The organism is Spirosoma profusum, from assembly GCF_014699005.1.
Taxonomy (GTDB): Bacteria; Bacteroidota; Bacteroidia; order Cytophagales; family Spirosomataceae; genus Spirosoma; species Spirosoma profusum.
In genome coordinates this window covers 156023-169490 of the sequence record NZ_JACWZY010000006.1, presented here as the reverse complement: position 1 = coordinate 169490, position 13468 = coordinate 156023, and the positions used below count along the sequence as shown (strand labels likewise).

Annotated in this window: 10 protein-coding genes; 5 read left to right on the top strand and 5 right to left on the bottom strand. The window is 48.9% G+C overall.

Annotated features, from left to right (window positions below; all coding sequences use genetic code 11):
• Position 1 precedes the first annotated feature (1 nt).
• Both IC229_RS09570 and IC229_RS09565 read right to left on the bottom strand, forming a co-directional pair.
• Positions 2–1978: a sialate O-acetylesterase gene (locus tag IC229_RS09570; RefSeq protein WP_190886744.1), complete on the bottom strand. Its 1977-nt coding sequence runs from the start codon at positions 1976–1978 to the stop codon at positions 2–4.
• Positions 1979–2155: 177 nt separating this feature from the next.
• Entirely contained in the window at positions 2156–3025 is an 870-nt protein-coding gene (locus IC229_RS09565) for a hypothetical protein (RefSeq protein WP_190886743.1), read from the bottom strand.
• A 230-nt stretch (positions 3026–3255) separates the two neighbouring features.
• Between IC229_RS09565 and IC229_RS09560 the strand changes: the two genes are divergently transcribed.
• The 3 genes from IC229_RS09560 (at position 3256) to IC229_RS09550 (ending at position 4890) form a co-directional block, all read left to right on the top strand.
• Positions 3256–3519 (top strand): hypothetical protein, encoded by a 264-nt coding sequence (locus IC229_RS09560; RefSeq protein ID WP_190886742.1) that lies wholly within the window; start codon positions 3256–3258, stop codon positions 3517–3519.
• A gap of 259 nt (positions 3520–3778) precedes the next feature.
• The gene (locus IC229_RS09555; RefSeq protein ID WP_223833932.1) at positions 3779–4264 is read left to right on the top strand and encodes a TlpA disulfide reductase family protein; all 486 of its coding nucleotides are present in this window, start codon (positions 3779–3781) and stop codon (positions 4262–4264) included.
• Positions 4265–4269: 5 nt separating this feature from the next.
• Entirely contained in the window at positions 4270–4890 is a 621-nt protein-coding gene (locus tag IC229_RS09550; RefSeq protein ID WP_190886740.1) for a thioredoxin family protein, read from the top strand.
• A 143-nt stretch (positions 4891–5033) separates the two neighbouring features.
• Here the strand turns inward: IC229_RS09550 and IC229_RS09545 are convergent, their stop codons facing one another.
• Positions 5034–6701, bottom strand: coding sequence for a M28 family metallopeptidase (locus IC229_RS09545; protein WP_190886739.1), 1668 nt, complete (start codon positions 6699–6701; stop codon positions 5034–5036).
• A 143-nt stretch (positions 6702–6844) separates the two neighbouring features.
• Between IC229_RS09545 and IC229_RS09540 the strand changes: the two genes are divergently transcribed.
• Positions 6845–7783 carry a nucleoside hydrolase gene (locus IC229_RS09540; RefSeq protein ID WP_190886738.1) on the top strand — a complete coding sequence of 313 codons (939 nt, stop codon included), beginning with the start codon at positions 6845–6847 and terminating at the stop codon, positions 7781–7783.
• A gap of 229 nt (positions 7784–8012) precedes the next feature.
• On the opposite strand, the gene carB is transcribed toward IC229_RS09540, so the two are convergent.
• Entirely contained in the window at positions 8013–10889 is a 2877-nt protein-coding gene (gene carB / locus IC229_RS09535) for a carbamoyl-phosphate synthase large subunit (protein WP_190886737.1), read from the bottom strand.
• A gap of 290 nt (positions 10890–11179) precedes the next feature.
• On the opposite strand from carB, the gene IC229_RS09530 reads away from it, so the two are divergent.
• Positions 11180–12610 carry a hypothetical protein gene (locus IC229_RS09530; RefSeq protein ID WP_190886736.1) on the top strand — a complete coding sequence of 477 codons (1431 nt, stop codon included), beginning with the start codon at positions 11180–11182 and terminating at the stop codon, positions 12608–12610.
• Positions 12611–12688: 78 nt separating this feature from the next.
• On the opposite strand, the gene IC229_RS09525 is transcribed toward IC229_RS09530, so the two are convergent.
• Positions 12689–13459 carry a ferritin-like domain-containing protein gene (locus IC229_RS09525; RefSeq protein ID WP_190886735.1) on the bottom strand — a complete coding sequence of 257 codons (771 nt, stop codon included), beginning with the start codon at positions 13457–13459 and terminating at the stop codon, positions 12689–12691.
• Positions 13460–13468: the final 9 nt, after the last annotated feature.

Here is a 13468-nt window from a genome sequence, read left to right as displayed (position 1 = left end):
CTTACTGATCGCCAAATTTAGCCGCTTCGGTAACGCCCTTCCACGTATCCGTGCGAAATGGTACCGCTGGAAAGCCCTGCTGATTATACAGATTCACATCGCCATTGTCGTCAGCCCACCCGTACCGAACAGCTACTGGCGCAGCTACTGAATCGGCATGAATCATAACACTATTTCCTTGAATTTCAGCCTTTGCGTAGTAAAATTTCTGATCTGAACCGGCCACTTCAAATCCCTTCAAATAGCCGTACTTATCTTTTACCCATAAACCATTGCCTGCATTTTTGAACGTAACGGTGGCCCGATTTCCCGAAACAGTCATGTTCTCGAACATCGGTCCTTGTGATACGTTGCTCTGAGCACCACCGTTTGTTGGGTAGGCCACCCGCATGGCTTCGGCAGCCAGTCGCTTTCCTACGTCCAATTTGTTTCGCGGGTGAATATCAGTTCGTTCACCAATATCCGACGTAACGGCCATACCTGTATTGGGTAAGTTAAGTGTCATGGTTTGGGCCTCCCGCAACTCTGCCCAGGTGCTCCCATGCCGACTATCGCCGTTGGCCGCGTTGAAGCTGGCCAGTTGTACAAACAAAAATGGGAAATCGTAGCCCCATCGCTGCCGCCAATCCTGAATCATAAGCGGAAATGATTTACGATACTGAAACGCCCGACCCGCATTCGATTCGCCCTGATACCAGATGGTACCTGCAATACCATACGGAACCAAGGGGTTCAGCATGGCATTAAACAGCAACGTACCATAGGCATTTGGGCCACCTCCCGCCGATTGTTGTACCTGCGCAATTCGGTAATGCCAATTGCCGGCTAGTGGTATATTCAGTTTATTAGCCGACAACAGCATCGCACCAGCCTCACCCGTAAAGCCGCCCAGTCCACCGGTATCTTTTACTCGCACGGCTATCACATTGCAGCCCGGTTTCAGTATCCCATCGCCCAACTTATAGGAACGTGCTGAATTATATTGGTTTATAGTCCCAACAAGCTCACCGTTCACAAAGGTTGAGTCTCCATCGTCGATGGCGCCGAGCGATAACGTAGCATTTTTTAGATCAGCGTCGTTGGGGATGTTTATTTCTCGCCGAAACCACACGACACCATCGAAATTGGGCAGCCCTCCTTCAAATTCCCAGTTTTTCGGGAGGTTCATCGTTTGCCACTGGCTGTCGTTTATGTTTAGTCCAGCCCAGGTTTTTTCTTCGGTAGCCGTTGGCAGTAAACCTCCCTGTTTTTCCTCCACCAATTGTTTCAGTCGCCCAGTTAACTTTTGTTCCGTCGCCGAAAAACTGGACGGCAAATCGGCTACCGTTCTATTCAGTTCGGGATCACGTAGCATAGCTTCGCGGCTGGTCCAGGTTTCGGAATGCGTACCGCCCCACGACGTATTAATGAGGCCAATCGGTACGTTCAGTTCCTGCTGCAACTGTTTGGCGAAAAAATAACCAACGGCGGTAAACGCTGGCGCAGTAGTCGGGCTGCACACGCTCCAGTTTCCGTCGATATTATCTTTAGGAGTCAGACTAATCGCTTTTTTCACCAGCAGTTGTCGGATATTTGGGAAGTTGGCCGCCGGAATTTCTGTTTTGCCATTCGAGGCAGCACTGAGCGGCCATTCCATATTCGACTGTCCTGAGCAAACCCATACTTCACCCATCAACACGTCCTCGAACGTAACGTCGTTAGCCTTTCCTTTTACGACTAACTGGTACGGCCCGCCCGCTTCCATCGGATTCAGAATTACCTGCCATTTTCCATCTTTACCAGCCTTGACCTTCTTAGTCTGATTATTTAGCGAAACCGTTACGTTCTCCCCCGCATCAGCCCAACCCCAGATTGGTACCGGTTTCCGACGTTGCAGAACCATGTGTGAACCAAACACATTTGGCAAACGTACCTCGGCGAATACCGTTTGTAAGGTCAATAATCCAGCAAAAGCGAATAAAAAAGGCAGCCGTTTCATAAATATGCAAGTGGTTGAATAATAGTTGATAGTCGTCAGCCAATAGCCATCAGTGGTCACTACCGATTATTGACTGACGACTATCAACCATCAAAGCCCATAAAAAAGGCGGTCTCTTCGACCGCCTACTTTTCACAAAATGTAAATTGTTGTATCAAATAGATTAATTTATCCGGTTTATAAAATGCGTTGTTTCTTACCCTGCACATCCAGTACGTTGGTTATACTACGTTTTATGGAGAAATTATAACGTAGCGTTACACCATAGCTCATGCCTGTGCCACTAGCCTGGAACTGCGCCTGTTGCGTTACAGTCCGGTTTGCCAGATACACTACGTCGGTGGAAGACGTGTTGCCTAACCCCCAGAATTTACGGACGTTTATGCCTAAATCCAGGGCGTTACTTAGACGAACATTATACTCGGCTCCCAATTCAGCCATGGTAATCATTTCGGGGTTCGTTTTCGTCAGCGTTACCATTCTGAACGACTCCATCGCTTCCCAACGACCCTGATAACGATATCCCTGTACGTTGTAATGATTATCCGGCTGATCTTTACCCGGAACAACCCACATACCTCCGCTTACCCAAAATCCAGAACGTAGCCAGGGCTTACTGGTCGATAGAAGAAGGCGTTTTCCGCGCACTACGAAAGAGCTACGGCTGTCTGTATTCCGAAATCCTAAAGGAGGAGTTGTGTTATTGATAGATACCTGCGTATGGATAGGCATCCGGGCGTAGCCTGCTTCGAGCGCCCACCGCTCGCGATAAACCCAGCCCAGCGTTACGCCCAATCCGGGTTTTCCGACAAGGTCGCTGGTAATGAGTCCATTTTCTGCATTGTCGATTTGCGCCCGGTCGGTTCGCATGAATCCGTCGAGGGCAACGTACCAGCGATTTCGGATGGAAGGCCCACCATAACGCGCCACCAATCGATTGTTCTGAGGGCTTTGGTCGGGCAGTCGGTAATAGTCGGTAAGACCCTGCCCACAGGCTGGCAATACGACTAAGCCGAACAGTATATACAGTAAGTAATGTTTCATCATATTGAACGAGTTGGGCGTTTGTGCAAATAACGCGATAAACGTTTGTTTGTTAACTACTTACAAGAATTTTATTTCTAAATGACCCATTTCCTAAAGAAATATTACCGTAAGGTATACTCCATTAACTTATTTGCTCTTCTGATGTAGACCCCAAGACGACTTTTACCGTTGGAATACCAGCGTTTAGTCGCCTTTAAAATTTGTTTGATGAGACGTTTTTGGTTTTTGGCATGCTGACAGGACGCAAAGTCCACGGCCACCATCGGTGCCACCGACCTGACCAATACTCCTCAATTTATCCAGGAATGTATCGGCAGGAGCGCTTTCGAGCAGGGCCCTGGAATGCCCCCAGCATGTGGGCTTATAATGTAATGCCCATCAGTACCGACATTGACCAGCTCAACTACGTAACCCACCATAACGTAGCACAAATGAATGATTACGCGGTAATAACTGGTACTAAGCGGCCCTATGATTTGTACGTAAAAGTGTAAAGTGTCAGCCCAACGCCTGAAATTGAATCAAACGATATGCCTGACACTGCTAATGTTCTACTTTCCTGAAAGGTTTTGTTGCCTTCTGACCAGGCGGTTACCCGACAACTGAATTTTCGCCAGGTGATAAATTATAGGTACTATTCATAACCTCAGTACGTTCGTTATATTGACCCCAATACATAAGTACCTGATTTTTACCCAAAAGAGTGGCGTTTTAGATTACCCTGACTTAACTTTATATCTCCTGCGTATGTCCATGAAAGCTGGCATTGCTCTGTTCATTACGTTGCTGCTAGGAAACGTAGCAGGTAGGGCTCAATCGGTACCTGTATTGAAATTTGATGATCTGGAGCAACGTATCAAACGCCCCAATGATACGTTGTACGTCGTCAATTTCTGGGCAACCTGGTGTGCGCCCTGCGTAAAAGAACTACCACTTTTTGAATCGGCTCGGAAAACGTACGCAAGCCAGAAAGTAAGCGTATTATTGGTTTCGATGGATGCACGAAAAACACTGACATCTAAAGTCATTCCGTTTGTGCGCAACCGAAAAATCGGCTCGAACGTAGTGCTGCTCGATGAACCGGATTTGAATACCTGGATTGATAAACTTGCTCCCGAATGGTCAGGCGCACTGCCCATGACCTTGGTGCTGAATGAGAAACGTAACGTTCGTCAGTTTATCGGGAAGCCCGTGAAAGACGGTGAACTTGAATCAATTATCAATAAACTTAAACACTGAATACCATGAAAAAAGCCAATTTGTTGTTTGCTATTGAGGCACTGATAGCGGTAGTGCTCATGAGTATGAACCCTACGCCGACCGGATACAAAGTGGGCGATGTGATTCAGGATTTCAAACTGAAAAACGTAGATGGCAAGGATGTATCGCTGGCCGATCATAAAGACGTAAAAGGCTATATCATTGCCTTCACCTGTAACACCTGCCCGGTCGCGCAAGCCTACGAAAGCCGCATCATTGCTCTCAATGAGCAGTTTGCGCCAAAAGGTTACCCGGTTGTTGCCATTCAATCCAACGATTCGCAGCGTTCTCCCGGCGATTCCTACGAATCCATGCAACAGCGTTCCAAATCCAGAAAATACGCGTTTCCTTACTTACACGATGACAGTCAAACAGTGGCCAGCGCGTTTGGGGCATCCAATACGCCCCATATGTTCGTGGTGAAAAAAGAGGGAAATCAGTATCGCGTGGCATACATCGGTGCCATCGATAATAACCAGGATGACGGTTCATCAGCCAGCAAAAAGTACGTAGAAGAAGCCGTCAACGAACTGCTGGCCGGAAAACCCGTAACCACGCCATCTGCAAGAGCTATTGGCTGCGGGATTAAGTGGAAGAACGCGTGAGTGATTTTTTGTCATGCTGACGAAGCCGTGCCGCCGGAGCGGAAGCATCTTAAAGTATCCTTACTAGCTTGTATAGAAGCTTTAAGATGCTTCCGCTCCGGCGGCACGGCTTCGTCAGCATGACAAAAACGCTCATTTTTTACTTACTTCACAAGCTCGCCTTTCCCAAACTTCGTCCCGAAAAAGTCCCCTTTGTTCCAGGTCGGGCGTCCGTCGGCCTGGGCGGTAAGGTAGCCGACCAGAAATTGCAGTTGCGCGTGTTTGGCGGCTGCGTTGAAATCGAACGGCTGATTCATATCGTCATGGGGCGAATGATAAATGGTAGCCCGCCAGTTCAGATTCAGTTTGGTACCATCGAGGTTCGGATTGCCCGTTTGTGAGCCACTTTTAATGAACAGGGCGGGAATTCCCTGCCGTACAAAACTGAAGTGATCACTACGCATGAATACGGTTTGCTCAGGAATAGGATCGGGGCTAATCTGTACACCCAAAAATGAAGCGGCCTGACTAACTTCCTTATCCAGACTCGAATGTTGCGCACCATAGGGCACAATGTCGAGCAGCGGATGGAAGAAAAACGGCATATCCAGCGTCTGATTCGACACAATTTTTTCTTTGGGAACCGTCGGATTGCTCGCGAAATAATCCGAACCGAGCAGGCCCAATTCTTCGCCCGTTACACACACAAACAGAATCGACCGACGGGGCGCTTTTGGTAGTGACGAAAACAGCCGTGCCGTTTCCAGGTTAATCGCTACGCCCGATGCATTGTCGTGCGCACCGTTGTTGATGGAATCTCCTTTTACCGGGCGGGTAATGCCCAGGTGGTCAAGGTGCGCGACGATCACTACGTATTCATTTTTCAGAACCGGGTCGGTGCCGGGCAATAGCGACACAAGATTATATCCAGCCACATCTTCCACAGCATCCGTCTGGGTTTTCATGCGTATCGCTACGTTCAGCGGGAACGCCTGCGGATGGTTTTTTCGGGCGTTTTCAAGCGCATCCCGGAACGGCGTACCAGCCTGCGCGAACAACAGCCGAGCCGTTGAGTCGCTCAACGAAGCAGCCCCTTTAATAGCAGGGAACGTACGTTGCGGTTTCCCCTGTTTATCACGCCATTTATAGACGCCCAGCCGCGCACGTGGAGCCGCTGTTTCAACACGGTTACGGAGGTCGGTGGGCATACTGAACGCTAACGTACCAACAGCTCCGTGCGCGACGGCATTTTCGGCTTTAGACGAGGAATAGAAAGCACGCTGATTGGAGGGGAACGTAGCAGGTGCACCATTAAAATACGCCACAATTTTACCCTTTACATCGATGCCTTTATAGTCATCGTAATCTAGTTCAGGGGCCGTAACGCCGAAACCGACAAACACCACCGGCGCATTGACTTCGCTGGTTGGGAGATCGGGGTTTGGGTTAAGTATACACTGCCGACCAATCGTGAGTGGCCGTTCTTCTCCCTTGGTAATCAAGGTTACAGTGCTGTTTTCTTCCTTCACCTGCCAGCGACCCAACGGTACATTCTGCCGATACGTTTTATTTTCGCCAGCAGGCTGTAAACCAAGGGTTTTGAACTGATTCACTACGTATTCGGCGGCCATATCAAACCCACGCGAACCGGGTTTACGACCTTTCAGCGAGTCATTTGCCAGGATACGCATGTGGTTCTTAATCGCTTCGGGACGTACCGTTTTTGCCACTTGCTGAACTTGGGCCGGTATAGCGTCCGACTGTGATTTCGCTACGTTCGGGCCGAGCAGCGCAACGAATGCAAGTAAAAATGAAGTGTATAGATGCCGCATTTCAGTTAGGTTAATAAATAGCTAAAATACGCGATGGGCTGAATTTATCCGTTAATCTTTCCCACTTTATCAAGCGGCAACGGTCATTTTCGCCAAAGCCAGTTCAACTTTGGTATATTCGTCGCCCCAAACTGACGTAGCAGATGAAAAAACTACCCATAATTATTGATTGTGATCCTGGCCATGATGATGCCGTTATGCTCATGCTGGCCGTTGGCAGTGGTTTATTCGACATAAAGGCCATTACTACGTCGGCGGGCAATCAGACGCAGGCTAAAACGCTGAAAAATGCCCTGAAACTCGTTACGTTGCTGGAAGTCGATATTCCGGTATACAAAGGCTGCGAGAAACCCCTATTCCGGGAACTGATCATTGCCGATTACGTGCACGGCGAAATGGGAATGGATGGCCCTACCCTACCCGAGCCCACACTACGTCCTGAAACTTTGTCGGCGGTGGAAGCGATGGCGCTGATTCTGACAGAGCGTTCTGAAAAAATCACGATTGTGCCAACCGGCCCACTAACCAATATTGCTACGTTCCTGCTGGCGTATCCGCACTTGAAACCCAAAATTGAGCAAATTTCGCTCATGGGCGGAGGTGCTTTCCGGGGTAATATGACACCGACGGCTGAATTCAACATCTACGTCGATCCCGAAGCCGCTGCGGTCGTTTTCAATTCGGGGGTTCCGATTACGATGTGTGGATTAGACGTAACGCATAAAGCGCTGGTGTTTCAGGAAGACATTGAGCGATTTCGGAAAATCGGGAATCAATCGGGAAAAGTGGTGGCTGAGTTGATGGATTTTTTCTCCATTTTCTACCGTCGGGAACGCCCCGAACTGGAAGGTGGAGCTGCTCTCCACGATCCCTGCGCTATTGCGTATCTGATTGATCCTTCAATATTTAGCGCGAAAAAATGCTACGTCGATGTTGAGGTTAATGGCAAATTAACCACTGGAACTACTGTTGTTGATTTCTTCGACGTACTAAAGCAAAAGCCAAATGTTAATTTCGTCTATGACATTGACCGGACGAAGTACATCAACCTTATTTACGAAGCCGTACAGAAGTTACCTTAACAGCTGTCCCTCATCAGATTATACAACTTTATTTTTGACATTCTGAGCAACGAAGAATCTTAAATTTTCCTGACGTCAAAGCTTGGACACCTTAAGATGCGACTTCGGCGGTCCAGTTCGTGCCTCAGCATGACAAAAATCGCTACGTATCAAAAGTTTAAATAGGGACATCAACTAAAAAAGGGGCATCTCGAACGTTGAGATGCCCCTTTTTTACAGTTACTATAACCTATCGACTCAAATACAGATTCCGCTCGGAATAGATTTTCTGGAAGAAATCATCCTTCAAATCATCGATGAAGTAAATACCTTCACCGGTCGATTTCATTTCGGGGCCAAGCTCTTTGTTGACGTTCGGGAATTTGCTGAACGAGAACACCGGAATTTTAATGGCGTACCCTTTTTTGACCGGATTAAATTTGAAATCCTTCACTTTTTTGTCGCCCAGCATCACCTTCGTCGCGTAGTTCACATACGGCTCCTGATAGGCTTTGCAGATGAACGGTACGGTACGACTGGCGCGTGGGTTAGCCTCGATAACATACACTTTTTCATCCTTAATCGCGAACTGTATGTTGATCAGTCCGACGGTTTTGAGCGCTACGGCAATTTTCCTGGTGTATTCTTCAATTTGCCGGACAACGTTTTCACTCAAATCGAACGTCGGTAGCAGCGCGTAGGAATCGCCGGAGTGAATTCCCGCCGGTTCGATGTGCTCCATGATACCGATGATGTACACATCTTCACCGTCACAAATAGCATCAGATTCCGCTTCAATAGCGTTTTCGAGGAAGTGATCGAGCAGGATGTTATTGTCAGGAATGTCCTGTAAAATCTTCATCACGTGTTGCTCCAGTTCGTTCTCGTTGATGACGATTTTCATGCTTTGACCACCTAATACGTAGCTAGGACGTACCAGCAGCGGGAAACCTAACTCCCGCGACAGTTCAATCGCAGCTTCCGACTCGCGCACTGTGCCAAATTTTGGATACGGAATATCGAGCTGACGTAGCATGTCGGAGAAGTGTCCCCGGTCTTCGGCTAAATCGAGTGCTTCCCAGCTTGTTCCGATAATTTTGATGCCGTAGCGCGTCAGTTTCTCGGCCATTTTCAGGGCAGTCTGTCCGCCCAACTGTACGATAACGCCTTCGGGTTGTTCGTGCTGGATAATGGCGTGAACGTGCTCCCAGAATACCGGTTCAAAATAGAGTTTGTCGGCAATATCGGGGTCGGTCGAGACAGTTTCCGGGTTGCAGTTAATCATAATGGTTTCGTAGCCAGCTTCTTTAGCGGCTAACACACCATGTACGCAGGAGTAGTCAAACTCAATCCCCTGACCAATCCGGTTCGGTCCTGAGCCTAATACGACTACTTTTTTACGGTTACTACGTATCGACTCGTTGCCCGGCAAGTCTGAAACAGGTTCGGCGTGGTCGGTGGTGATGGGCACCTGGTTGTTGAAAGTTGAGTAGTAATAAGGCGTTTTGGCTTCAAACTCAGCCGCACACGTATCCACGCATTTATATACTCGACGTATGTTATGTGCCTGACGATACTCGTATATTTTACTTTCCTTTACGCCTAACAAATGCGCCAGTTGCCGGTCAGCATAGCCTTTTTGCTTGGCGGTACGTAGCAATTCGGGCGGCAGGTCTTCCAGATCGTACGGCTCGATTTCCCGTTCCAGTTCGATCAATTCTTCAATCTGATGCAGAAACCAGGGATCGATTTTGGTGAGTTGCTGGATGGTACGGAACGACATCCCTGCCTTGAAAGCATCGTAAATGTGAAAGATTCGGTTCCAGCTTGGGTGCTGAAGACTTTCGGTCAGGGCATCGCGGTCGCTCAGTTCGTGACCGTCGGCACCAAGACCGTTACGTCGGATTTCGAGCGACTGACAGGCTTTTTGCAGGGCTTCCTGGAAGTTCCGGCCAATACCCATCGCTTCACCCACCGATTTCATCTGTAGCCCTAGTGAACGGTCGGCACCCGGAAACTTATCGAAATTCCAGCGCGGCACTTTCACGATAACATAGTCGATGGCTGGCTCGAAGAAAGCCGACGTAGTTCCTGTAATCGGGTTAATCAGCTCATCAAGGTTATAGCCAACAGCCATTTTGGCGGCTATTTTGGCAATCGGATACCCCGTGGCTTTAGACGCCAGCGCCGATGACCGGCTCACCCGTGGATTAACCTCAATGACAATAATTTCGTCGGTTTGCGGATTCACCGAGAACTGGATATTACATCCGCCCGCAAATTGCCCGATGCCGCCCATTACCCGAATCGCCAGGTCGCGCATCTGCTGATACAACGTATCGGGCAGGGTCATGGCTGGAGCTACCGTAATGCTATCGCCGGTATGAACGCCCATCGGGTCGAAATTCTCAATGGAGCAGATGATAATGAAATTGCCATTGTTGTCACGTAGCAACTCCAATTCGTATTCTTTCCAGCCCATGACGCTCTGTTCCACCAGCACCTCATGCACGGGTGATGCGTGCAGACCATGTGTCAGCGCTTTGTCGAAATCTTCGGGTACGTTTACGAAGCCACCGCCTGTACCGCCCAGCGTAAATGAAGGACGGATAACGAGCGGAAAACCAATTTCCTGCGCGATTTCTTTACCTTCCAGAAACGAGCGGGCCGTACGACCTTTACAAACACCAGCTCCTAGCTGGAGCATCAGCAACCGGAATTTCTCCCGGTCTTCCGTGGTTTCGATGGCGCGTATATCGACACCAATAATCTTGACGTTATATTTTTCCCAGACACCTGCTTTATCACAGTCGATAGCCAGGTTCAGGGCTGTCTGGCCACCCATCGTGGGCAAAACGGCGTCGATGGGCCTACCCATCGCTATGTGTTTTTCCAGAATATCGACAATCGACTTCTTTTCCAATGGCAGCAGATACACATGATCAGCGTTGATTGGGTCAGTCATGATCGTAGCCGGATTGGAGTTAATCAGCGCTACTTCGATGCCTTCCTCCCGAATGGAACGGGCGGCCTGCGAACCCGCATAGTCGAACTCGCACGCCTGGCCGATAACAATCGGGCCAGAGCCAATGATAAGAACAGAGCGAATGTTGGTGTTTTTGGGCATTTTTCTGTGGAGCAATGAACCGTTTGGATGACCCTGACAGGCTACCAGATTGATGATACACGTAACGTAACGTATCGTGCCTGGTAACCTGAAGCAGTGGGCCAAAAAATCCTGCAAAATTAGTGTATCTAACGCAAAGGAATAAGCCGTATCTTCGAAAAATTACGTAACACCTTAGATTTAATCTGAAACATCCCTTAATAGGCCAATCAGAAAGTATTATTGCAAAAAGGCTCGGTAGATGCTAATTTTGTTTTAATCCGTTTTTAATCTCGTATTACTCTACGTTTATGTTCCGGTTTTATCCTGTTCTCGTCTGTATACTCGTTGGCTGTCTGGCTGTTACGTGTGTGAACGACTACCCAGCCACAGCTCCGTATACACCGCCCGTCGTACCGAATCCGCCGGGGGGTGGCTTGCCCGGTAAAGAGCAATCTTCACCGAACAAGCGACTTTTTTTATCGAATGACAAGGTTAAGGTGGCCATTGACCTAAATATGGGCGGGGCTATCAACTACCTGGCCGAAGCGGGCAGCAACGAAAACATGGTCAATAACAATGACCTGGGGCGGCAGTTGCAGACCTCAATTTATGGCGGTCCTTACCCGTATAGCGTAAACGGCAAACAACCCGTTTATGAGTGGCGCAATCTTGGCTGGAATCCGGTTCAGACGGGCGATTACTACAACCATCCGGCGCAGGTTGTCAGTTATCAGCAGGGGCAGAATACATTGTATGTGAAAACGATACCAAAAATCTGGCCCCTCTTCGATGAACCCGCCGACTGCACTATGCAGCATTGGATTGAACTGAAAGACAATACGATACACGTTCGTTGCCGCATCGAAGTTAGTCGATTCGATACTACACATTACGAAGGTCGCACGCAGGAAACGCCTTGTGTGTATCTGAATGCGCCCTACTACCGTCAGGTTATCTATAACGGTCTGAAGCCCTTCACAAACGACGCCGTTTCCGAATATACCGACCACGATATGCGCACCCGTTACGCAACCGAAAACTGGATTGCTCTGCTCAATACCAAGGGGCGCGGTGTTGGACTTTATCGGTCGAATGCCTTCCGCTCGAATACGGCCAGCTTTGGTCAATTGCGGGAAGGAAACGAATATGATGGCTCAAGTTCCTATATCAACAACTGCGATTATCTCCAGATTGACCACAACGGGCAGTATGAATACGAGTATACGCTGGTGGTTGGCTCAATCGATGATATTCGGAAGTTTGCCTATAGTCAGCCCCGGCCGGCTTCGGCGCCCAACTATCAGTTTGTAAACGACCGCCAAGGATGGTACTATTTTAACACGCAGGATCGGGGCTGGCCTATTCAGAATGCGCTGGCGATTCAGTGGGCACGCCACGATGATAAACAAAATAATTTTCGAGTGATGAGCCCGCTGGTTTTCTGGCGTGCTACCGACGTACCAAAAATTTACATCCAGGCGGCTTTCCGTACTCAGGGAAACAGGGCGCGTTTTGCCTGGAAAAAACCTGAGGAGGATAATTTCGTCGATGGGCCAAGCCGTTACGTTGAATTCCCAATTATCGGCGATGGGCAGCTCAGAACGTATGAAATCAACTTGAGCGGTCAGTCCGGATGGGACGGGGTAATCAATCAGATTTCATTGAATAGCCCTCCAGACCAATACAGTTTTGAGAAAGGTTCAACCGTTCAGATACGTAGCATTACGTCGAAACCATAAAAAAGTCGAAAGTCGTGAGTCAATAGTTGTCAGGCCTATACCTAATGACTATTGACTCACGACTTTCGACTTTTTTTCTTATGCTAAGAATGGCGTCGCAATCGCCAGAACGGCTTCTTTCGAAAGCGGTTCGTCGTAAGCTTCGGAAGCGGGGCCAAACCCGATACCACCCAAACCATTGACGCTGGCACCGCCTTGCGACGTATTGTCTTCACCAGCATACACAGCGCCTGGGAAGCCCGTATTGCCCGTGATCCAGCCTTTGTTACCGTTTAGGTAACGTACCTTCGCTGCGTGCAGGGCTTCTACTGAGTGAATCTGCAACGCTGTTTTCAGTACGTCTGGGAACGGAATCAGACGGCCAGCCTGACCTTTATAAGCCCGAACACCCGTATCTTCAAGTGCCTGTGATACAGCCAGGAAGGTGCGATAGTTCGAGAAGACATCTGGGAAAGAGCCCTTCGCCGTAAAGTCGAAATTAGGTTTTGAAATGGCCGCACCACCCAGTGCCGAACGTAGCAATGCTACGTGTGCATTTTCGTGTAAGGCAATTTGCTGAAACGTCATCTGACCTTCGTTACCCATCACCAGCGAGCTCGAAAGAGCCCGATTGTAGAACTCTGCTTCCAGGTATTCCAGCGTCAACGCAAAATTCAATACGTCAACCACCGTGGCCATTCCCTGTCCGTAAGCCTTGTTCAGCACAGCTCCAAAAGCGACGGGCGCAATACCCGCTGCCGCTTTTTTCAGGAAGTTATGGAACACATGGCGACGTGATACGTGGTCAATCCGCTCGTAAACGTCGGCGTCCACCTTCTCAATTTCACTAAGTATGTTTTGTAGATTCATGGTTGCTCG

Coding starts and splice junctions, on each gene's coding strand:
- IC229_RS09540 (WP_190886738.1), top strand. CDS start 6,845: ATGAAAAAACTACCCATAATTATTGATTGTGATCCTGGCCATGATGAT.
- IC229_RS09570 (WP_190886744.1), bottom strand. CDS start 1,978: ATGAAACGGCTGCCTTTTTTATTCGCTTTTGCTGGATTATTGACCTTA.
- IC229_RS09525 (WP_190886735.1), bottom strand. CDS start 13,459: ATGAATCTACAAAACATACTTAGTGAAATTGAGAAGGTGGACGCCGAC.
- carB (WP_190886737.1), bottom strand. CDS start 10,889: ATGCCCAAAAACACCAACATTCGCTCTGTTCTTATCATTGGCTCTGGC.
- IC229_RS09560 (WP_190886742.1), top strand. CDS start 3,256: ATGCTGACAGGACGCAAAGTCCACGGCCACCATCGGTGCCACCGACCT.
- IC229_RS09530 (WP_190886736.1), top strand. CDS start 11,180: ATGTTCCGGTTTTATCCTGTTCTCGTCTGTATACTCGTTGGCTGTCTG.
- IC229_RS09550 (WP_190886740.1), top strand. CDS start 4,270: ATGAAAAAAGCCAATTTGTTGTTTGCTATTGAGGCACTGATAGCGGTA.
- IC229_RS09555 (WP_223833932.1), top strand. CDS start 3,779: ATGAAAGCTGGCATTGCTCTGTTCATTACGTTGCTGCTAGGAAACGTA.
- IC229_RS09545 (WP_190886739.1), bottom strand. CDS start 6,701: ATGCGGCATCTATACACTTCATTTTTACTTGCATTCGTTGCGCTGCTC.
- IC229_RS09565 (WP_190886743.1), bottom strand. CDS start 3,025: ATGATGAAACATTACTTACTGTATATACTGTTCGGCTTAGTCGTATTG.